This window comes from Shewanella alkalitolerans, from assembly GCF_019457575.1.
Lineage (GTDB): Bacteria > Pseudomonadota > Gammaproteobacteria > Enterobacterales > Shewanellaceae > Shewanella > Shewanella loihica.
In genome coordinates this window covers 3041040-3062950 of the sequence record NZ_CP080422.1, presented here as the reverse complement: position 1 = coordinate 3062950, position 21911 = coordinate 3041040, and the positions used below count along the sequence as shown (strand labels likewise).

Below are 21911 nucleotides of genomic sequence, written 5' to 3'. Positions count from 1 at the left end.
GGATCAAACATGTTACAGCCACTAAAAATAATAATAGCTGATGATCATCCACTGTTTCGGCAAGCACTCGTAAACACCCTAACCACTCAGTTCGATCAGCCTATGCTGTTTGAGGCGGAAACGGTGACGGCACTGGATGAGATCTTAACCCAGCATCAGGATGCAGACCTGCTCTTATTGGATCTGAATATTCCCAATGCGCATGGATTCAACACTTTAGTCAATATTCGTAATAGCTATCCCCACATAGGGATAGTGGTGATCTCCGGCCAGGAAGATAAAGTCACTGTGGGCAAGGCGATGTCCTTCGGCGCGGCGGGCTTTATTCCCAAGTCCTCACCGGTTGAGCAGATGGTCAAAGCGATCAATGCCGTGATGGCCGGCCGCCAGTGGACGCCGCCGGGGTGTGAGGATCTTAGCGCCGTGACGCTGGACAGCATGAGCAGCAAGATTGCCAGCCTGTCACCGCGTCAGCACAAGATCTTGATGATGTTTGCCGACGGCCTGCTCAACAAGCAGATCGCCTATGAGTTGGGTCTGTCAGAGGCTACTATTAAGGCCCACGCCAGCGCCATCTTCCTCAAGCTTGGGGTACATACCCGCACTCAGGCGGTGATCGCCATGAGTCAGCTCTATCTGGACAAGACGCCGCTGACCGCCGAGGTAGAAGAGGTCTAGTCGTTTCAGGCTGACAGGTTTCCCATATTTAATAAAAAACGCCCCGCAGCGGTTTATGTCTGCAGCGGGGCGTTTGTTTTTAATCGGTCAGCGGGTCCACCAGATTAAAGTGGGGGCTCGGCTGGGCCGAATAGTTGTTGTGCAGGCTGTTGGCCAAGGTGGCGCTCATCACGGCGCGCAGGGCGATGGGCTTGATGATCTTACGCAGATAGCCATAACCCAGCTCCTTGGTGCGCTGCACCACCTCCTCGTCTATGGTGGCGGTGATCAGAATCGCCGGAATGGGGCGGCTGGAGAGGGCCTGTAGCTCGGCCATGAGATCCAGGCCATTTAGGTTGTTATCCAGCTGATAGTCCATCAGCACTATGTCCAGCTTGCCGGCAAACTGGCTGACACAGGCCTTGGCCTGCTGCGCCGAGGAGGCGGTATGCACCTGACACTTCCAGCCCTTCAATAGCTCCTCCATGCCCGCCAATACGTTGGGGTCGTCATCGACGCACAGCACCTTGACGCCGTTGAGGGTAAGGATATCCGGCTGGCTGGTCTGCTCCTCCACAAGCTTTGGCTGGGCGACATTCAGGCTCAGGCTGAAGATGCTGCCCTGATTGACCTGTGATGACAGGGTCAGCCGATGCTGCATCAGCTCCGCCAGGCCCTGGGCGATATTCAGCCCCAGTCCCAGGCCGTTAACGCCCTCGTGGCCCGAGTGTTGCAGACGGGTAAATTGCTCGAAGATCACCGCCTGCTTATCGGCGGGGATCCCTGGGCCATCGTCTACCACCTGAATGGCGATGGTGTCGCCGTGGCGGCGACAACCCAGCAATATGCGCCCGCCACCGGCGTAACGAAACGCGTTGCTGATCAGGTTCTGCAGTATGCGTCTGAGCAGCACCTTGTCGCTGCGCACCCAGAGCTTGGTCTTGATGCACTTAAACTCAGCCTGAGTGGTGCTGGCCATGGCGCTGAACTCCTCCACCAGGGAGTCGAGCACCTCCTGCAGGGCGAACTCGGTGATCTCGGGTACTACCGTGCCACCCTCGATGCGTGACACCTCGTTGAGATCCAGCAGCAGCTCGTTGGCCACCTGCAGGGCGTTGTCGATATAGCCTATCTGCTGTTTCTGTTTGTTGGACAGCTGACCGCCCTGGACGAAGGCGGAGGAGAAGAGGCGCGCCGCCGACAGTGGCTGCAGCAGATCATGGCTACAGGCCTTGAGATACTGGCTCTTCTTCTGGTGCGCCTGTTCTACCTTCTGTAGCGCCTCGGCCAGCTCTTCGTTGGACTTGGCCAGCTGCAGGTTGGCCTGTTCGAGCCGCTTGGTGCGCTCAAACACCCTGGCTTCCAAGTCTAAGTTTTTCTCTTTCAGCAGTTTCTCGGCCTCGCGATACATGCTGATGTCGGAGAAGATCATCACGAAGCCGCCGCCGGGTATGGGATTGCCCTGAATGCGAATCGTCTTGCCGTCGGGTTGGATGCGCTCGGTAGCGTGACGGCTCCCCTGGCGCAGGAAGTTGAGGCGCCGCTCTACCTGCTCATCCAGGTTGGGAATATAGCCCTTGCCGAACTTGAGGTTGTACTCGATCAGCTGCCGCACCGGGCAGCCGATGTAGACCAGGTCGTCCGGGTAATTAAACAGGCTGAGGTATTGCTGGTTCCAGGCCACCAGGTTGAGGTCTTTATCGATAACCGAGATCCCTTCGCTGGCGTTCTCGATGGCGCTGTGCAGCACGCTGCGGCTGAACTCCTTGCGATGGCTGGAGGCCTCCTCTACCAGCTGGGCCACATCCTCGATGGCGATGTCGCGCCCATGGAGGGCGCAGGAGAGCACCAGCCGCGCCGAGGCAGAGCCCATGACGCTGGCGAGCATGTTTTCGGTAAAGAAGATCAGCGCCTGATTGTGGGCGTTCTTGTCCTGAATTGGCTGGGGCTGACAGGAGAAAAAGGAGTAGAAGCCCTGGGCGGCCTTGTCCTTGCCGACGAAGCGGGCGACTAGTAGCTCAAGCTCGGTGGGGTTCACATGCTTGGGCACCTCGGGTAGCGCCTTGTCCAGCTCCGGCCGCTCGATGAAGTGACCTATCTGCATCTGCTCGTGCACGCTCTGGCGGGTAAAGGACGAAACCAGCCAGATCGCCATCACGTTGACAAACAGGCCCACCAGGGTCGCCATTGTGGTCATCGAATAACCGCTGCCCGCGAAGGGGTGACCGTAGAGACCCAGCTGCGGCAACAGGTTCAGCACCAGCCAGAGGGCGAAGCCGCTGGAGATCCCAACCAATACGCCGATCAGCGTGACCCGGCGCCAGAGGAAGGCGGCAAACAGGGCCGGGCCGATCTGGGCGATAGCGCCGAAGGCCACCTCACCTAAAGAGGCCAGGGTATCGGGCGGGGCGATCAGGAACATGCCATAGCTCATGAAGATCACCAGCAGCACCAGGGCCTTGCGAATATTAAGCAGGTGCGAGCGGAACTTGTGGAAGTCATTGCTCTGTATGTTGTTGATCTTAAATAGGGTCGGGAAGACGATCTCGTTACTCAGCATGGTACTCAGGGCGATGGTGGAGATGATCACCATGGAGCTGGCGGCCGAGATGGCGCCGAGAAAACTAAACAGTCCCAGCCAGATATCGCCGCTAAATACCGGCAGAAACAGCACATAGGCGTCGCTCTGTAGCGAGTCGCCATAGAGGATATTGCCCGCCTGGCCCAATGGCGTGGCGAAGAAGGCAAATACCAGCACATAGAGGGGGAAGGTCCAGCGGCTCCAGAGCACATGCTTCTGCGATTTCAGCTCGACAATCAACACCTGGAACTGCCTCGGCAGACAGAGAAACGCCGACATCACGATAATCAACAGGCCAAACAGCGAGATGAAGTTGGGGTAGTTAAACTCCGCCTCTAGGGGCTTGATCTCCGTCGCCTGGCGCCAGATATCCATGGGCGAGTCGAATAGGAAGAAGGAGACGAAGATGCCTATGGTGAGGTAGGCGATAAGTTTCACGAAGGACTCGAAGGCGATGGCCAGCATCATGCCCGGATGGCGCTCGGTCACGTCGATGGCGCGCACCCCGAAGACTATGGTGAAACCGGCGAGGATCAGGCTCACCACCAGGCCCAGCTGCCAGGAGGAGAGCAGGTGATCTTGCCGCAAGATCTCATAGGAGTTGACGATCGCCTTCTGCTGCAGCGCGATATAGGGCAGGGTGCCGAACAGGGCGACGAAGGTGACCACCACCGCCAGCAAGGGCGACTTACCGAAACGGGCCGCCAGCAGATCGGCAATCGAGGTGATGTTGAGCTTGAGACAGACGCGGATCACCCGCTGGATAAAGGGCCAGGCGAAGATAAACAGCAAGATAGGCGCGATATAAACCGGCAGATAGGCGAAGGAGTTATTGGCGGCCTGTCCGGCGGTGCCGAGAAAGCCCCAGGAGGTACAGTAGACCCCCAGCGACAGGGAGTAGATGATGGTGTGCTGCCCGGCAAACCACTTGCCGCGGTACTTGTCACCCAGAAATGCCATTAAAAACAGCAGGCCGATATAGCTGATGCTGATGGCAACCAAAAGCCAGTTTGGGAACATCTGTCACTTATCCTATCTTTTCAGGAGCTTATCTCGCCATCGCGGCTCGCTCCTTTTATTTTGTTATTCAAGCCAACATATCACAGTTAAGGTGAAAGTCGGCATTTACGGCCATCGACTTAAGTATTAGTGCTTACTGCCTAATCCTCGGGTATTGCGCCCTATGGCCTACTACCGCTGCATTACTACCTATTCCCAATTGAGGCAAAGGAGGCATTTCTCCATCTTGGAGGCAACCACAAAAGGGGATAATCAAGATGCTCACATCAACAATAAAAAAACTCACACTCGCAACTTCACTCGGTCTGATGGCCAGTTCTGCCATGGCAGGTTATGACTTTAATGTCGGCGACGACGGCAAGCTGTCTTTCGGCGGCTACCTCAAGGTCGATGCCCGCTATGTTAACGGCGATGTCGCCTATCGCGACTTCTGGATCGGTACCGGCACGCCGCTCGAAGAGAGCGCGTCACAGTTCCGTATCTTCGCCAACGAGTCTCGTTTCAATACCAAGTATGTTCACGGCGACGTGATGGGTTTCATCGAGATGGATTTCCTCGGCGGTGGCGGCAACCAGGTGGTGTCTAACTCGGCCCATCCGCGTCTGCGTCACGCCTTCATCAAGTATAAAGACTTAACCGTGGGTCAGACCTGGACCACCTTCATGAACACCAGTGCCATCCCGGAAACCGCCGATTTCGCCGGTGCCACGGTTGGTCTGGCCTTCGTGCGTCAGGGCCAGATCCGTTACGACATGGGCGGCTTCCAGGTCTCTATCGAGAACCCTGAGAGTGACGGCGGCGATACCGCCAACGACGATCTGCCGGATGTGGTAGCCCGTTATAACTTCAAGGGCGACTGGGGTAACGTCTCCATCTCGGCGCTGGGTCGCAGGCTCAACACCCTGGGCGGCAACAGCGAGACCGCCTTCGGTGGCTCGATTGCCGGTCGCATCAACACCTTCGGTAAAGATGATCTGCGCTTCCAGTTCCACCAAGGGGAAGTAGGCCGCTACGTGGGCCTGGGGGTGACTAAAGATCTTATCGGCGAAGAGGTGGAAACCAGCACCTCTTACCTGGCCGCCTACCGCCATTACTGGACAGATACCCTGCGCAGCACCTTCCTCTATGGCCGCATCGAGACCGATAAGTCAGATGCCGATCGCAGCCAGTGGAGCGTCAACTTGTTCCAGAACCTGACACCGGCTTTGGCCGTGGGCATCGAAGTGGGTAACTTCGCCCTGGACGACCAGAAGGTCGATTCTAACTACGCACAGTTCTCAATGCGTTACGCCTTGTAAGTGCTCTTGGGGGAGGGCTTCCTCCCCGCTTTTTTTACCCGTTTAGTTTCGCCAGTGGCCTGGCCCCTGGCACTCACCGCCGAGACACCCAGGCAGAGCCGTTTAAAGGAGTAGGGTTGTGAAAGATACCATTTTAACTGTCGATCAGATCTCGCTCGCATTTGGTGGGGTAAAGGCCCTGACCGATGTGAGCTTTGAGGTCGAGCGCGGCGCCGTGTTTTCGATTATCGGTCCCAACGGGGCGGGTAAGACCTCGATGCTTAACAGCATCTCGGGTCGCTACCGTCCGCAGAAGGGGACAATTCATTTCGATAATCAGGATGTCACCCATCTCAGACCCAATGCCCGAGCCGATCTCGGCATAGGCCGTACCTTTCAAAACCTGGCCCTGTTTGGCCACATGTCGGTGCTGGACAACATCATGGTGGGTCGTCACCACCTGATGAAAAACAACTGGCTCACCGGCCCCCTGTACTGGGCCTCACCGGCGCAGAAAGAGGAGCTGGCCCATCGCCGTCAGGTGGAGGAGATCATCGACTTTCTCGACATCTCCCATGTGCGCAAATCTATCGCCGGCACCCTCTCTTATGGCCTGCGTAAGCGGGTCGAGCTGGCCCGCGCCATGGCGCTCAATCCTAAGCTGATTCTGCTCGACGAACCGATGGCGGGGATGAACCTCGAAGAGAAGGAGGATATGGCCCGCTATATCCTGGATCTCAACGAGGAGTTCGGCATTACCGTGGTGATGATTGAACACGACATGGGGGTGGTGATGGATATCTCCCATGAGGTGATGGTGCTCGATTTCGGTAAGAAATTGATCTCTGGCCTGCCCGAAGCGGTGATGGCCGACGAGCACGTGAGACAGGCCTATCTCGGCCTTGAAGATGACGAGCAATTACAAGAGGTTGGCTAATGACTCAGGTAAATAATGCGTCGACGGCGCGGGCCTTCGACATGGGCTCACTCGATACCTTTCCCAAGATCCTGCGCCACAATGCGGCTAACTGGGGCAAAGAGATTGCCATGCGCGAGAAGGAGTTCGGTATCTGGACCGAATTCAGCTGGCAAGATTATCACAACCGGGTGAAGTGGATGGCGCTGGCCTTCGACCACCTGGGCATCAAATCGCACAGCACCATAGCCCTGCTGGGCGAGAACCGTCCCGAGTGGGTCTGGGGCGAAGTGGCGGCCCATGCGCTGGCCTGTTTCTCCTTGGGGATCTATCAAGACTCGCTGCACGAAGAGGTGGCCTACCTGCTCAATCGCAGCGAGGCACAGGTGATCGTCGCCGAAGATGAGGAGCAGTGCGACAAACTGCTGGAGCTGGGCGACAGCATCCCTTCGGTGAAATATATCGTCTATTGTGACCCTCGCGGCATGCGCAAGTATGACGACCCACGCCTTATCAGCGTCGAAGAGATCTATCGCCTCGGCCAAGAGGTGGATAACACCCAGCCACGCCACTACGACAACCTGGTCGATGCGGGCAAGGCCGAGAACATCGCCATCTACTGTACCACCTCGGGTACCACCTCTAAGCCTAAGATTGTCTTGCTGCAGGGCAGCAAGTTTATCGACCATTGCTGCTCTTATCTCAGAGCCGATCCCCGCGCGCCGGGGGACAACTATGTCTCCGTGTTGCCGCTGCCCTGGATCATGGAGCAGGTCTACGCCGTGGGCCAGGCGCTCATCGCCCGTCAGATCGTCAACTTCGTCGAAGAGCAGGAAACCATGATGGCGGATCTGCGCGAGATAGGCCCTAGCTTCGTGTTGCTGGCCCCAAGGGGGTGGGAAGGGATCCTCGCCGATGTGAAGGCGCGCATGATGGACTCGACCCCGCTCAAGCAGAAGTTGTTCGATTTTGCCATGAAACGCGCCGAGCAGCGACTTGCCGAGGGCAGACGCTCTAAGCTGGCCGACATCATCTTGATGAAGGCGCTGCGCGACCGTCTAGGGTTTTCCTTCCTCAAGTCGGCGGCTACCGGCGGCGCGGCCATGGGGCCGGATACCTTCAAGTTCTTCCAGGCGATCGGCGTGCCGCTGCGTCAGCTTTATGGCCAGACCGAGATGTGCGGCGCCTACACCATACACGACGAACATGACGTGGATTACGATACGGTCGGTGTGGCCTTCGATACCGCTGAGCTTAAGGTGATCAACACCGACAGCGAAGGGGTGGGTGAGGTGATTGCCAGAACCGTGGGCATGTTCAATGGCTATCTGGGCGACCAGGCGGCCTATGATGAAGATGTCAAAGATGGCTGGATGCACACGGGGGATGCCGGTTACTTCAAACCCTCGGGTCACCTGGTGGTGATCGACCGCATCAAAGACCTGGCCAAGACCAGCCAGGGCATTCAGTACTCGCCGCAGTATATCGAGAACAAGCTTAAGTTCTCCTCCTTCATCGGTGAGGCGGTGATCTTAGGTAAGGACAAGCCCTATCTGTCGGCCATCCTCTGTATCCGTTTCAGCATCGTCTCCAAGTGGGCCGAGCAGCAGGGACTGGCCTTCACCAACTACACCAACCTGTCGAGTCTGCCCGAGGTGTATCAGCAGCTACAGGCCGAGGTGGAGCGGGTGAACGAGACCCTGCCCGATGCGCAGAAGATCAACAAGTTTATCTTGCTTTACAAGGAGCTGGACGCCGATGACGGTGAGCTGACCCGTACCCGTAAGGTGAGGCGTGGGGTAATAGCCGACAAGTATGGCGAGATCATCGAGGCCATCTATGGCGACCAGTCCCATGTGGATATCGACACAGTGATCACCTTCCAGGATGGCACCAAGTCGCGCATCCAAACCCAAGTCAAGGTGGCGACTGTGATCGCCCCGCGTCAGTCCATCGAGGGCGAGGCGAGTCAAAGGAGAGCATCATGAATTTTGAACTCTTAATTCAATTAATTATCAACGGCCTGATCGTCGGCCTGCTGTATGGCGTGGTGGGCATGTGTTTCGTGCTGGTGTACAAGTCGACCCAGATCGTTAACTTTGCCCAGGGGGAGTTTCTGCTGGTGGGGGCCTGGGTCTGCTGGGCGTTCCTGACCTATTTCCAGCTGCCGTTTTTCGTCGGCTTCCTCTTCACCCTCTGTTTCATGGCGGTGTTTGGCGTGCTCTTACAGATGATAGTGCTGCGCCCCATGATAGGCGAGCCGATCATCTCGGTGATCATGGTAACTATTGGCCTGTCTATCTTCTTCCAGTCGCTGACCAAGTGGATCTTTGGCGTGTCGCCCCAGAGCTATCCTCAGGTGTTCGATACCCAGTCCATCGCCATCTTCGGCCTGAACATAGAGCTGGCTTATTTGATGAGTACTGTGATCGCGATTCTCATCATGGCGGCATTCTTCCTCTTCTTTAAGTACTCCAAGCACGGCCTGGCGATGCGCGCCACCGCGTTTGACCAGCAGGTGGCCCAGAGCCTGGGGATCTCGGTCAAGCAGGTGTTTGCCATGAGCTGGGGCATCGCCGCCACAGTATCGGCCACCGCAGGCGTGGTGATCGGCATGGTCAACGGTGTGTCTGATTCACTCTCCACCATAGGCATCAAGGTGTTCCCTGCGGTGATCTTGGGCGGGCTGGACTCCATTGTCGGCGCCATCGTTGGCGGCGTGGTGATAGGTGTGCTGGAAAACATCGCCGAGTTCTTCGACAGCCAGTGGCTGCATATCGGCAACATGTACGACATCGCGCCCTTCTATGTCTTGCTGGTGATCCTCTGGTTCAAGCCTTACGGCCTGTTCGGCACCCGTGATATCGAGCGAATTTAAGGAGCATTGCCATGACACAGCTAATTGCGTTCGACCCTATTGCAGTTCAAGGAGTTTTCTATGTCTAGTTTAGCGATGCGCCCGTGCGGGGATTTTCGCACCAGCTATAAGGCTGACAACACGATTTTTGAAACCAAGACCATACGCCTGGTGACCTGTCTGGTGATCGCGCTGGCCTGTGCCGCGCCCCTGGTGTTGGACGGCTACTTTCTGACCCTGTTTATTCAGATCTCATACTTAGGCATCGCCGCCCTGGGGCTGAATATCCTGGTGGGCTTTACCGGGCAGATATCCTTAGGCCACGGCGCCTTCTTCGGCTTCGGCGCCTTCGCCTCGGCCTGGCTCAATACCAGCTTTAACATCCCTGTGGTGTTTTGTATTCCGCTGGCGGGCTTTCTCACCATGGGCGTGGGCATGATGTTCGGCATGCCGGCGGCAAGGATCAAGGGGCTTTATCTGGCGATTGCTACCCTGGCGGCTCAGTTCATCATTCAGGACTTCTTCGGCCGCGCCGAGTGGTTCTCGGGTGGTTCGTCTGGCGCGATGGCGGCGCCTGTGAGCCTGTTCGGTTTCGATTTCGACACCGACATGAGCTTCTACTTCATCGCCCTGTTTGCGCTGGTGTTCATGTATATCTGGGGTTGCAACCTGATGCGTAGCCGCGACGGCCGTGCCTTCGTGGCGGTGCGTGACCATTACCTATCGGCCGAGATCATGGGGGTCAAGCTCAACAAGTATCGTTTGTTGTCCTTCGGCATCTCCTCCTTTTACGCCGGCATAGGTGGCGCCTTGTATGCCCACTACCTGGGTTATGTCTCTTCCGAGGGCTTCACCATTTTAATGTCGATTCAGTTCCTGGCCATGGTGATCATCGGCGGCCTGGGTTCTATCAAGGGCACCCTGATGGGCGTGGTCTTCATGGTGCTGTTGCCCGAGGTGTTAGAGGGCATGGTGGGACTGATGAAGTATACCGACTACGGCAACCTGCCTATGGTCACCGACGGCCTGGCCTACATCAAGGAGATGGCTATCGGCCTGGTGATCATCCTGTTCCTCATCTTCGAACCCGAGGGACTGGCCCATCGCTGGGGACAAATTAAGAACTATTGGAAGTGTTACCCCTTCGCCTACTAAGTCGAGGGCTAATGAAATTGATGTAAAACCGACACAGTTTGAATCGCAATGAGCGTTGATCCTGGCTGTAGCGCTGCGTTAACCGCATTCAATCTATCTGGATCATGTTGAAGGAAGATAACGATGACTAAAAAAATATTACTTAGCACCACGCTTGCTTGTTTCGCCTTCGCCTCGGGTGCTGCCCAGGCCGAAGACACGGTTTTTGTTGGCCACCTGGCCGACATGTCTGGCCCCACGGCCTTCGTGGGTAAGCCATACGCCGATGGTGTGCGTGATGCCCTAGCCTATATCAATGCCCACGGCGGCATCGACGGCACTAAGCTGGAATATGAGACCATAGACTATGCCTACAAGGTGCCTCAGGCGATCGCCTCATACAAGAAGTGGCTGTCGCGCAAGAACATGGTGGCCATGCAGGGCTGGGGAACGGCCGATACCGAGGCGTTGATCTCTTTTGCCGCCAAGGATAAGACGCCTATCTTCTCGGCCTCTTACTCTGGTCATCTGACCGACCCTCAGGGCAAGAACCCGAACACCACCAAGCCGGCGCCATATAACTTCTTCTACGGCGCGTCTTACTCTGACGCCTGTCGCGGCCTGGTGCAGTGGGCGGCTGAAGATTGGAAGGCCAAGGGCGGGCAGGGCAAGCCTAAGTTTACCCATATCGGCGCCAACCATCCTTTCCCTAATGCACCGAAAGAGGCCTGCGCCGAGTACGCCACCGAGCTGGGCTTCGACGTGCAGCCATCCGTGGTGATCTCCATGAAGCCGGGTGACTTTAAGGCCCAGTGTTTGAGCCTCAAGAGCTCAGGCACCAACTATGGCTATATCGGCAACCTGGGGGGCTCGGTGCAGTCGCTGATCAAATCTTGCGACACGGTCGGCACCGATATCCAGTTCATGTCTAACATCTGGGGCGGCGACAAGTTGGTGTTCAAGGCCGCCGGTGAAGGGGTGAAGAACTACATCTTCCCGACCATGACGCCGTTCTGGACCGACGATGTGCCGGGCATGAAGCTGGTACGCGAGATCTCTAAGATGTCTGACAGCACGGGCAAAGAGGAACGTCTGCACCACTATATTCGCGGCGTCTGCTCGACCTACTTCATGAAGGAGTCTATGGAGTGGGCCAAGGCGCACGGCGGTATCACAGGTGAGAACGTCAAGAAGGGCATGTATGTGCACAAGGACTGGGTGCCTAAGGGGCTAGAGGGCGTCTGCCTAGCAGCTACCTGGACGCCGGAAGATCACCGCGGTATCAACCAGGTCAACATCTACAAGGGTAACTTTAACCATGGCGATATCAAGGTCGAGAAGGTCAGTCAGGTGACCCTCGAGCGCCGCGTCGACTGGTTAGGCTACTAATCTCTTTTCCCTGCGCCGGGTAAGCCCATCTTGCCCGGCCCGCTTCTTGACCTTGGAGTTGTTATGACACAAGCAGTGCAGTTAAAGCCCGAGACACCACTTCTCGCTATCAACAATATCGAAGTGGTCTATGACGATGTGATCCAGGTGCTACGCGGCGTGAGCATAGAGGTGCCACAAGGCGAGATAGTGACCCTGCTGGGCCCCAACGGCGCCGGTAAGTCCACCACCCTCAAGGCGATCTCCGGCTTGCTAAAGACAGAAAATGGCGAGGTGTCCCGCGGTGACATCCACTTCATGGGCGAGCGTATCGACGTGAAGAACGCCGATGACGTGGTGCGCTCTGGCCTGTTTCAGGTGATGGAGGGGCGCCGCATCGTCGAGGATATGACGGTGATCGAAAACCTGAAATTAGGGGCCTATACCCGCCGCGACGGTCAGGTGAATCAGGATATCGAGATGGTGTTCAACTACTTTCCGCGCCTCAAGGAGCGCACCGGGCTGGCGGGTTACCTGTCGGGCGGTGAGCAGCAGATGTTGGCCATCGGCCGCGCCCTGATGGCCAGACCTAAGATGATCTGCCTGGATGAACCCTCAATGGGCCTGTCACCTCTGCTGGTCAAGGAGGTGTTTGGCATCATAGAGAAGATCAACCGCGAGCAGGGTATTACCATGCTGCTGGTGGAGCAGAATGCCAACTACGCCCTTAAGGCGGCCAACTATGGCTACATCATGGAGTCGGGCAAAATCGTACTCGACGGCACCAAGGCGCAGCTGCTCAACAACGAAGATGTGAAGGAGTTCTATCTGGGGGGCGGCAACGAAACCCGCAAGAGCTTCAAAAACTTAAAGTCGTACAAACGCCGTAAGCGTTGGCTGTAGGGAGGCAATATGGCCGAGTATTTTAAACCCGAAGAGAGGCTTGCGCCCGAGCAGCGCGAGCAGCAGCTGATGGCGGCGCTGCCCGAGCAGCTCAGCTATGCCAAGGCAAACTGCCGTTATTACGCCGAGCGACTGGCAGAGGTTGAGGTGAGCAGCGTCGATAGCCGCGAGGCGCTGGCGACCCTGCCCATCACCCGCAAGGCGGACCTTATCGCCTTGCAGGCCAAGCAGCCGCCCTTTGCCGGCATGACGCCAAGCAAGCCTAGCGGCCGCATCTTTCAGTCACCCGGGCCCATCTATGATCCCGAGTGTGACGGTCATGACTGGTGGCGCATGGGCCAGGCCTTCTTCGCCGCCGGATTTCGAGCAGGCGACCTGGTGCAGAACTGCCTGGCTTATCATCTGACGCCCGGGGGCTTTATTATGGACTCGGGCGCCAGGGCCTGTGGCTGCACCGTTATCCCGGCGGGGCCCGGGCAGAGCGAGATGCAGCTGGACCTTATCGCCTCACTTAAGCCAAATGGCTACTGCGGCACCCCCTCGTTTCTTAATATCTTGCTTGAGAAGGGCAAGGCCCTGAGTAAGGATACCTGCTCAATCACCAAGGCACTGGTGTCGGGCGAGGCGTTAACCCCCTCCCTTAAGGCCAGCTTCGAGGCGGCGGATATCGACGTCAAGCAGGCATATGTCACCGCCGATATTGGCCTTATCGCCTTCGAGAGCGTCTCAGGTGAAGGCCTAGTGGTCGCCGAAGATATCATCGTCGAGATAGTGCGACCCGGCACCTTAACCCCTGTGCCCGAAGGCGAGGTAGGCGAGGTGGTGGTCACCAGCTTTAACCGCGACTATCCGCTGGTGCGCTTCGCCACCGGCGACCTGTCGGCCATTATGCCGGGTACGAGTTCTTGTGGTCGCACCAATGTGCGCATCAAGGGCTGGCTGGGCCGCGCCGATCAGACGACTAAGGTGAAGGGGCTGTTTGTCCATCCCGAGCAGGTGGAGCGGATTCGTCGCCGTCATCCCGGTATCGCCAAGGTGCGCTTAGTGGTCACCCGTCAGCAGGAAAACGATCTGATGCGTCTGCTGTGCGAGGTGGATGAGGCGATGCGGCCACTGGTCGATATTGCCGCGGTGCAGGCGTCGATCCGCGCCGAGACCCAACTGTCGGGTGAGGTGGCGCTGGTGGCGCCAGGGGCGCTGGCGGATGATGGGGTGGTGATAGAGGATCAAAGATAATGGTCTAGGCTTCCTCTAGCCTGACTGTGAGGGTAATGCCCGGCCTTGAATGAGGTTGGGCATTGTTGTTATTTGGGATTGTTGAATTTGGCAGAGTTGGTGTTTGATGGTTTTTTGAAGGTTGTACCTTCATGGCAACCTAGCGCCTGCCCGGCGAGGGATGTGCAGATACGCCTGTGACACGCTGTGCGCCATCCTTGGCCGCTCTACGGTTTCATCCCTGAAACCGAAGGTCACCGGCGTATCTACACCCGGTATCCAACGTCTCTTCGATTTGGCGGTATTGGTGTGAATATGGCGAAGCTTCGAGCAGATTGAAGTGCCAAATTGAGTTAAACGTTGTCGGTGGATCAGCAACGAACGAACTCTTTGGTCTAGAGATTTCCATCGTTACGCGGCGTGATGTAATTCACTACTCCCCATTAAAAACTGGATAAGTACACAGTCATATTTAAATCATAAGGATTTTGAACGATTTCCATCTCGTATTCGTGTGCGTTTTCTTATTCTTTCTTAATAAAATGCAATTAGAATTAATCACTTAAACTATTCGTTAAGTAGATATTAGGTTTGGAAAACGCGCATGCGCGTTTTTCCAGGTGGTATATTGAGTAAAATGCTGATAAGTTCATTATATACAGATAGTTAACTATGCGCGTTTTCACTGGGCCAACGAGGTAAACGCGCATGCGCACTAATAAAATGTTATATGTCAAATAGAGGATTGAAACTTTGTCGAAAACCATAATGCTAATTGATGGAGAGAACCTAGTTCTTCGCTTTGATGCATTAGTCAAAGCTGGAAGAACACCTAAAAGTGACGTGGTATATAGAGATGGAATTTTCATATGGAGTGATGGGCTATGTGGTGTTTATGCTTGGGATATGATGAGAGTTTCATATTACTCCACTTTTGTTGGAGACGACGATGCCCTTGAAGAATTATGTCGATTTATATCCGCAACAAAGTTCACTTATGAAATCGATGCTCAGAACACTGGAAGAGGAACACTAAATCCCCACATTTTTAAAAAAACAAAGCGATCAACAAAAGCAAAAAGCGTTGATATCAATATTACTATTGATGCCCTCAGGCATGCGTATGCTCGAGATGTAGAGAGAATTATTATTTGCTCTGGTGATGGAGATTATCAGCCTCTAATTAGTGAAATCATGAGGCAAGGAGTAATAGCTCATGTTGCAGCTTTCTCGGATGGTTGTCATCCAAAAATGAGGTATATAGCTGACGACTTTACCGATTTAGATGAAATATATTTTGAGAAAAACATATAACAAGTGCGTCAATTAGGACGCTCATAAATTCGCGCCTATTACGCAGGCGTTATACGAATATGAGATCGATCATGAAATTCTTGATTTTTAGACATTATTGGTGGGTATTCTCAGTTCTTATACTCTTGGTTCTAGGGGTAACGTTCGTTTTAGGAATTGAGTGTGATTCTAAGCTTGTGTTTCCATTAGTTGGGACGTATTTATCAGCTATGTATTTTGTTCAGAAGCAGAAGCTCGAAGAAACTAAATTGTTCAGAGAAATATTTGCTGAATGTAATAAGCGCTATGACGAATTAAACGACAAACTCAACGAAATAATTAGGTCAAGCGAAGAAAGTGAGTTGACTTCTGATCAAAAGAACTTACTAGATGATTATTTTAACCTTTGTGGTGAAGAATATTTCTATTTTCAGGAAGGCTATATTTATCCAGATGTCTGGGAATCATGGATGAATGGCATGAAAACTATCATTAATACCCCTAAGATAAAAAGGCACTGGATCAAAGAATCAGAATCGGGGTCCTACTACGGTCTAGATTTTGGAAACGTATAACAAATTACTGAACGTGGAGCCAATTACGCCGCGCTGCCATGTAGCTCGCTGCACTCACTAAACCACATGGCAGAACGCCGCAACTGGCCCAGAGAGCAAAGCGTCATGTGCTAAGGAAATTAGAGAATGGATACTGAACCAACAACAATGTGGCTACAGCTGATTGCAGTTTTAGGGGCTGTTGCTGTCATGCTCTATGGCCTGTATGTAATCTATCAGCGGGTTCAAGCAAAAGACCAAGGGTTTGGGCCGGCAACATTGAAAGCTGTCGGGGTAGTTTTGTTTATCCCTACAATTTTAATTTTGGCTATTATCACGAATTTTCAATCTGAGACTTTGGCTGCATTACTCGGCACGGTAGCTGGCTATGTATTATCTAACGGAAAGTCAGATGGGTAATGCACCTAAAGCCTGCGGCAGGCAATTGATACATCATAAAGCCATGGTTACGGCTTACTTGCCAATCCGCAAACTGGCTAGATGCTAGAAATGCAACTAAATCGCTTTGCTCTCGGACTATGGGGGAGGGGAATTGGGCGATATCAGCGTTGTCGCCAACTCAAGTGTCTCATAAATTGGTTATCTATCCCGGCGAAAATCACTTTTTAACCCATTACAAGGCTGAGGCCAATCAAGAGATTGTCAGCTGGTTTAATCGCTATCTGTAAAGGGCTTAGCCGTAGAGGTTTTAGCTGTAGAAGTTTTTGCACAGTATTTGTTTTCCCGGCATCATGACGGTTTGAATTATTAGTGATTTCTTAGTTATTTATGAGTGGTTTATCAAGGAGTGATATCTATGTTTGAAGAAAGGGTTGCAGAGAGTACGGTTTGGGTGGTCATGTTTTGGATCACTGCAGCTTATCTGTTAATACCCTTTCCCTTTAAGGTCGGCGCCTTGGTGATGGGAAAGGATAAACGCCCTGTGGCCGCAGTCATCGAAGAGCAAGCCAATGCGATATTTCATTTTTTAGGGCTTATCGCATTTTGGGGATATGTTTATGCTGACAATAGTGTGGCGAACCCTGTAGTTTGGTACGCTTGGCTAATCATTGCCATTCTCTGGTCTGTCGTCGCACTATTTAAATCGGCAAAAATCGATTATGCCGTGAGTCAAATAGGCCCTAAAGCCACTAAGGTACTTTGCTTGGTAGGGATGCTGCTCTTTCTACCTATGTATATCGCCGTGTTTGAGTATGCGGCCATTTCCTAGCGTCCCGTCGAGTGGCTAAACAATTAAAATAGACAATGGAAATGGACAATTATCAGGGTAGATGATGGAGGGAACCGAATGATGCTAAGCGCGTCAGTAAAATCAAAAATACCTCTGCTGTTTCTTGTTTGTGTCTCTGTCTGGTGGGCGTTTTATTACCAGAGTAATGGCCCGTTTAATGACTATGGCAGGGCTAACTTCGAATGGCTTTATCTGCTTGATGCCTTAGTGGTCGCGCCGCTGTTGTGTTTCTTCTGTATTAAGGAGAGGAAGGATGCGCTCATTAAGGCGCTGGCGCTTATCTGTCTCGGGGTCTTGTTTGGCAGTTTTATCGTGCCTGAGCAGAACAAGTTTATCTGGCATCACCTGGAGCAGGGCCGTTATCTGATCGTCGCAGTGATGGTGCTTTTTGAGGTGGTGGCGATAGCCAGTGTTATCTTAGCCATCCGATCGGCGCTCGCGCAGGGCAGAGATCCTGATCTGGCGATCGATGAGCCAATAACAAAATTGCTCGGAGGCGGCGCTATTGCCTCTTTATTGCGTTTCGAGACCCGCATCTGGACCTACGCCCTATTTGCCTCTCGCATCGACAGGCATCAGTTTAACGGCGCGCAGCACTTTAGTTATCATCAAAAGGATGGTGCTCAGAGCAACCTGCTGGGTTTTATCTTAGTGATAGTCTTTGAGGCGCCACTGATGCACCTCCTGCTGCATTACCTCTGGTCGCCCATGGCGGCCAATGTTATTAGCCTACTGACGTTGTTGAGTTTAGTCTTCTTTGTTGCCGAGTATCGCGCACTGTCCAGACGGCCTATTTCACTCAACCAAAATGATCTCGTGATCCGCTACGGTCTCTATTCGCCCTTGGTGATCCCTCTTGGTAATATATCGCGAGTGGTGTCAAACCAGGCCTTCGTTAAGCGATCTTCACAGGTTAAACGCTATAACTATGCTGGCATTCCCAATGTTGAAATCAGCTTAAGTGAGCCAATCGGTCAGCTAGAAAAGGTGTATCTCGGCGTGGATAACCCGGAGGCGTTTATTCAGGCTATTAAGTCCAAGCTCGATATAGACTGCTGAAAAGGCCAAAAGAACATGGCAATTGGAAGGGGAAAGGGAAATAGAAAAGGGAATTGGTAAAGGGAGATAGTGTGTCAGTCGATTATTCGAAGTGTACCTTGGATGAGCTGCTTGATGTTAACGACAACATAGATAAAGAGCTGTACCCAGACAGGTATCAACAACTCACAGATGAGATAAAACGTAGGAGGGCCGCTGGCGAGGTTGCCACTAGCAGGCAGGGGCTGCCAGATTGGCTTTATGATGATGAGGACGATGTTTTTATTGAGTTTCCATCGGATGGTCCCAAGGGCTCCAGATACTTGTTTATCTTTTTATTTTTCATGGTCAATCTTATCACTCTCGCCTATGTATTGCCTAAATATCATGTGGCCGATTTGGCAGACGTGCATGAATACTCGACCACTATCGACGCGATTCAGTGCCGTAGTAGCGAGGTTATCGATGAGGAGATGGGCGGGACTTTTTACGACCTGGAAATTACCTCTTTTCAAGATAACTTCTATGCCGTCAATATCGGCGAGAGCAAGTGTCATCGCCTAGCGCAAAGCCTCAAAGTGGGAGAGAAGATCGCTATCTGGCATGAAGCTGGACTGGTACTACAACTGAAAGCCGCGAATAAGACTCTGCTTTCCTATAAGTATATGAAGCCTAAGGTGCGTCAGTTTCAAACCAGTTATCTAATCTACTTCTGGTTTGGCTTACTTATCTTTTGGGGTGCACTGTTTAAATCTCTGGTTAATGCCGTTGCGCCTGGCACCTTTAAGGCTCGAGAAGATGTGCCTGAGGTCAGTCGTTAATATCTAATCTAGATTATTTTTTAGTAGATAATAAAAACGCCCGGCAGTTGCCGGGCGTTTTCTTGTAAGCAGCTAATTTGAAAGTTAGCTTGCGCGTATTACTTGGCAGACTTGATGAAGTCGACGATCTCCTCGAATGGGATCTCTTGCTTCTCGCCGGTACGACGGTTCTTGTACTCGAACACGCCGTTGTCTATGTTGCGCTCGCCAATCACGATGACGTGCGGCAGACCAATCAGCTCCATGTCGGCAAACATCACGCCTGGACGCTCTTTACGGTCATCGAACAGCACTTCGATGCCGGCATCGCAAAGATCGCTATAGAGTTTCTCGGCCATATCTTTGATGCGATGTGACTTGTGCATGTTCATCGGCAGGATACCAACCTTGAACGGTGCGATGGCAGCTGGCCAGATGATGCCACGATCGTCGTGGTTCTGCTCGATGGCAGCGGCCACGATACGGCTCACGCCAACACCGTAACAACCCATCAGCAGTGTCTGTGCCTTGCCGTTCTCGTCCAGTACGCTGGCGCCCATGGCTTTCGAGTAGTTGGTGCCCAGCTGGAAGATGTGACCCACTTCGATGCCGCGTAGCAGGCCGATGGTGCCCTTGCCACATGGGCTAGGCTCACCTTCGATAACGTTACGCAGGTCGGCAACCTCTGCCTGTGGCAGGTCGCGTTCCCAGTTGATGCCCACATAGTGCTTACCGTCTTGGTTGGCACCGGCGGCAAAGTCGCTCATAACGTTGACGCTGTGATCTACATACACAGGAATGGTCATGCCAACTGGGCCGAGTGAGCCTGGGCCTGCACCCAGTGCGTCGCGGATCTCGGCTTCACTGGCCATCTCAAATGGAGAAAGTACGGCATCGAGCTTCTCGACTTTGACTTCGTTCAGCTCATGGTCGCCACGCACGATCACGGCTACCAGAGGTGCCTCTTCGCTGGCGCCCTTAACGATAATGGTCTTGATGGTCTTCTCGATGGCGATACCGTGCTGCTCAACCAACTCTTCGATGGTCTTGGCGTTTGGCGTGTCGATAACGCTCATTTCCATGGTGGCGGCGCCACGAGGCTCGGTAGGCATTGGCGCCTCGGCCTTCTCGATGTTGGCGGCGTAGTCGCTCTCGGTCGAGTAGGCGATCAGGTCTTCACCGCTGTTGGCCAGCACGTGGAATTCGTGTGACATGCTGCCACCGATAGAACCTGTGTCGGCCAATACCGGACGGAAGGCCAGACCCATACGGCCTAAGATGTTGCTGTAAGCGGTGTACATGGCTTGATAGGTATCATCCATGGTTTCCTGATCAAGATGGAAAGAGTAGGCATCTTTCATCAGGAACTCGCGTGAACGCATCACGCCGAAACGGGGACGTACCTCGTCGCGGAACTTGGTCTGGATCTGATACAGGTTCAGCGGTAGCTGCTTGTAAGAGCTAACCTCTTTACGAATAATGTCGGTGATCACCTCTTCGTGGGTTGGGCCCAGTACGAAGTCGCGGTTGTGTCTGTCTTGGAAACGTAGCAGCTCTGGGCCAAATTTCTCCCAACGGCCGGTTTCAACCCAAAGGTCCGCCGGTTGTACCATGGGCATCAAGATCTCAACAGCACCTGCATTGTTCATCTCTTCGCGAACGATCGCTTCGACTTTGCGCAGCACACGTAAACCTGACGGCAACCAGCTGTATAGGCCAGAAGCGTTACGACGTATCATGCCGGCGCGCAGCATTAATTGATGACTGACCACCTCAGCGTTTGCTGGGGTCTCTTTTTGTGTTGAAAGCAGGTACTTGCTAACTCGCATTCCCAATATCCAGTTGTGTGATGAAATAGGTCGACATTTTAGCACCCTGACGTTTGATGTCACCTAGTTTGTTGGCCAGTAACCGCGGGAGATTTGTGTCGGCAAGCAGGCGGCTTTGGACCTCTGCTGTTTGCTTTTATGGCAATGTGTTGACGATTTATACAGGGTAGGGCTAGCGTGGTGTCGTTCTTTTGCACAAACGAGTGATAAGCCTTTAGAAAGAGCCGATAAAAGCGGATTCAAGGGGCAGGTAACGCGCTCAGGATTATTGCGCGTTATCGCGTGCAGTTCGTGTGCAATTGACCTCACTCATTGCATCCTGTTGGCTATCGCACTATTCACAACATTAGCCAGCTCACCGCTTGCTTCACTGGCCACTTCATTGCTCGGCTCGTGAGCAAATCGCGCTGAGATTAAACAGAATTTAACCTTAAACATAAACAACCCCTAGTGATCAACAGGGATAAATCGCGTAAAGTATTGGGTTTTTCGTAATAAGCTACTGTCAGCTTAAAGGTAAACAGTTACATGGAAGTGATCGCACAGATCTATCCCGACCGTATCGTGGTGAGTCATGGCGAGCGGCAAACGGCCCTGTCGCCGAGTACGCCTTTTACCACCCGGCGTTTGCTGGTGGGCAATTTTTCCCCTGCCGAGCAGTGCCTCAAGCAAGGCCTGAAAGAGCTGGGCTGCATTGGTCTGTTTAAGCGGCCAACACTCATCATCCAACCTATGGCCATGTGTGAGGGCGGCCTGTCTGAGGTCGAGGAGCGCTGCCTGATGGAGCTTGGCCTGAGCGCCGGTGCCCGTGATGTCAGGATACAGCTAGCGTGAGCCTCGTCCGGCCTATGGCGCCGGAAAGAGCAGGCGCTAGTTATCTGTCATTAAGGCCAGTTATTTTAGGCCGTTGTTTTAAGCGCAGTTATTTAAGGATAGCCATGAAAGCAAAATTTATTATCGTCATCGGACTGACTCTAGGCGCCTTGTTTGTGGTGCCTAAGCTAGAGACCACCTATCAGAAGGCGACCCTGAGTAACGACAAGGGGGAGACGGTGCAGTGCGAGGTGAATTGGACCGGGCTTGGCTTTGGCGACTCCCTGTCGGACAGCAAATATCAAGCCTGTATCGACGACTATATCGACCAGGGCTATGTGATCAGCCGCAACGAGAAGCGGGTAGAGAAGGTGGGCGCCCAGCTGCTGAGCCTCTAAAATCAG

At 53.7% G+C, this 21911-nt stretch carries 19 protein-coding genes; 17 read left to right on the top strand and 2 right to left on the bottom strand.

From position 1 onward, the window contains the following. Nucleotides 1-9 precede the first annotated feature (9 nt). The gene (locus K0J45_RS13440) at nucleotides 10-678 is read left to right on the top strand and encodes a response regulator transcription factor (protein WP_220042930.1); all 669 of its coding nucleotides are present in this window, start codon (nucleotides 10-12) and stop codon (nucleotides 676-678) included. A gap of 79 nt (nucleotides 679-757) precedes the next feature. On the opposite strand, the gene K0J45_RS13435 is transcribed toward K0J45_RS13440, so the two are convergent. Next, nucleotides 758-4258 carry a PAS-domain containing protein gene (locus K0J45_RS13435; RefSeq protein ID WP_220042929.1) on the bottom strand — a complete coding sequence of 1167 codons (3501 nt, stop codon included), beginning with the start codon at nucleotides 4256-4258 and terminating at the stop codon, nucleotides 758-760. Between the two features lie 257 nt (nucleotides 4259-4515). On the opposite strand from K0J45_RS13435, the gene K0J45_RS13430 reads away from it, so the two are divergent. From K0J45_RS13430 to K0J45_RS13365, 14 genes are all read left to right on the top strand, one after another. After that, complete coding sequence (locus K0J45_RS13430) at nucleotides 4516-5556, top strand: DcaP family trimeric outer membrane transporter (RefSeq protein WP_011866409.1); 1041 nt, start codon at nucleotides 4516-4518, stop codon at nucleotides 5554-5556. 118 nt (nucleotides 5557-5674) lie between these two features. Continuing rightward, entirely contained in the window at nucleotides 5675-6472 is a 798-nt protein-coding gene (locus K0J45_RS13425; protein WP_011866408.1) for an ABC transporter ATP-binding protein, read from the top strand. After that, entirely contained in the window at nucleotides 6472-8439 is a 1968-nt protein-coding gene (locus tag K0J45_RS13420; protein WP_220042928.1) for a long-chain fatty acid--CoA ligase, read from the top strand. The genes K0J45_RS13425 and K0J45_RS13420 overlap by 1 nt, the downstream gene beginning before the upstream one ends. Continuing rightward, entirely contained in the window at nucleotides 8436-9329 is an 894-nt protein-coding gene (locus tag K0J45_RS13415) for a branched-chain amino acid ABC transporter permease (protein WP_011866406.1), read from the top strand. The genes K0J45_RS13420 and K0J45_RS13415 overlap by 4 nt, the downstream gene beginning before the upstream one ends. A 60-nt stretch (nucleotides 9330-9389) precedes the next feature. Continuing rightward, nucleotides 9390-10463, top strand: a complete 1074-nt coding sequence (locus K0J45_RS13410; protein ID WP_011866405.1) for a branched-chain amino acid ABC transporter permease — start codon at nucleotides 9390-9392, stop codon at nucleotides 10461-10463. A 123-nt stretch (nucleotides 10464-10586) separates the two neighbouring features. After that, nucleotides 10587-11831 carry an ABC transporter substrate-binding protein gene (locus tag K0J45_RS13405; RefSeq protein WP_011866404.1) on the top strand — a complete coding sequence of 415 codons (1245 nt, stop codon included), beginning with the start codon at nucleotides 10587-10589 and terminating at the stop codon, nucleotides 11829-11831. A gap of 63 nt (nucleotides 11832-11894) precedes the next feature. After that, nucleotides 11895-12713: an ABC transporter ATP-binding protein gene (locus tag K0J45_RS13400; protein WP_011866403.1), complete on the top strand. Its 819-nt coding sequence runs from the start codon at nucleotides 11895-11897 to the stop codon at nucleotides 12711-12713. Between the two features lie 9 nt (nucleotides 12714-12722). Next, nucleotides 12723-13949: a phenylacetate--CoA ligase family protein gene (locus K0J45_RS13395; RefSeq protein WP_220042927.1), complete on the top strand. Its 1227-nt coding sequence runs from the start codon at nucleotides 12723-12725 to the stop codon at nucleotides 13947-13949. A gap of 732 nt (nucleotides 13950-14681) precedes the next feature. Continuing rightward, complete coding sequence (locus tag K0J45_RS13390; RefSeq protein ID WP_220042926.1) at nucleotides 14682-15242, top strand: NYN domain-containing protein; 561 nt, start codon at nucleotides 14682-14684, stop codon at nucleotides 15240-15242. 71 nt (nucleotides 15243-15313) lie between these two features. Then, nucleotides 15314-15796 (top strand): hypothetical protein, encoded by a 483-nt coding sequence (locus tag K0J45_RS13385; RefSeq protein ID WP_220042925.1) that lies wholly within the window; start codon nucleotides 15314-15316, stop codon nucleotides 15794-15796. 126 nt (nucleotides 15797-15922) lie between these two features. Then, nucleotides 15923-16195: a hypothetical protein gene (locus tag K0J45_RS13380; RefSeq protein WP_220042924.1), complete on the top strand. Its 273-nt coding sequence runs from the start codon at nucleotides 15923-15925 to the stop codon at nucleotides 16193-16195. 397 nt (nucleotides 16196-16592) lie between these two features. Then, nucleotides 16593-17006 carry a hypothetical protein gene (locus K0J45_RS13375; RefSeq protein ID WP_220042923.1) on the top strand — a complete coding sequence of 138 codons (414 nt, stop codon included), beginning with the start codon at nucleotides 16593-16595 and terminating at the stop codon, nucleotides 17004-17006. A gap of 78 nt (nucleotides 17007-17084) precedes the next feature. Next, the gene (locus tag K0J45_RS13370; RefSeq protein ID WP_258406686.1) at nucleotides 17085-18086 is read left to right on the top strand and encodes a hypothetical protein; all 1002 of its coding nucleotides are present in this window, start codon (nucleotides 17085-17087) and stop codon (nucleotides 18084-18086) included. A gap of 71 nt (nucleotides 18087-18157) precedes the next feature. Next, complete coding sequence (locus tag K0J45_RS13365) at nucleotides 18158-18886, top strand: hypothetical protein (RefSeq protein WP_220042922.1); 729 nt, start codon at nucleotides 18158-18160, stop codon at nucleotides 18884-18886. Nucleotides 18887-18984: 98 nt separating this feature from the next. On the opposite strand, the gene K0J45_RS13360 is transcribed toward K0J45_RS13365, so the two are convergent. Further along, complete coding sequence (locus K0J45_RS13360; protein WP_220042921.1) at nucleotides 18985-20694, bottom strand: proline--tRNA ligase; 1710 nt, start codon at nucleotides 20692-20694, stop codon at nucleotides 18985-18987. Nucleotides 20695-21222: 528 nt separating this feature from the next. Between K0J45_RS13360 and K0J45_RS13355 the strand changes: the two genes are divergently transcribed. After that, the gene (locus K0J45_RS13355; protein WP_220042920.1) at nucleotides 21223-21528 is read left to right on the top strand and encodes a hypothetical protein; all 306 of its coding nucleotides are present in this window, start codon (nucleotides 21223-21225) and stop codon (nucleotides 21526-21528) included. A gap of 104 nt (nucleotides 21529-21632) precedes the next feature. Beyond that, nucleotides 21633-21905 (top strand): hypothetical protein, encoded by a 273-nt coding sequence (locus K0J45_RS13350; protein ID WP_011866391.1) that lies wholly within the window; start codon nucleotides 21633-21635, stop codon nucleotides 21903-21905. The last annotated feature ends 6 nt before the right edge of the window (nucleotides 21906-21911 follow it).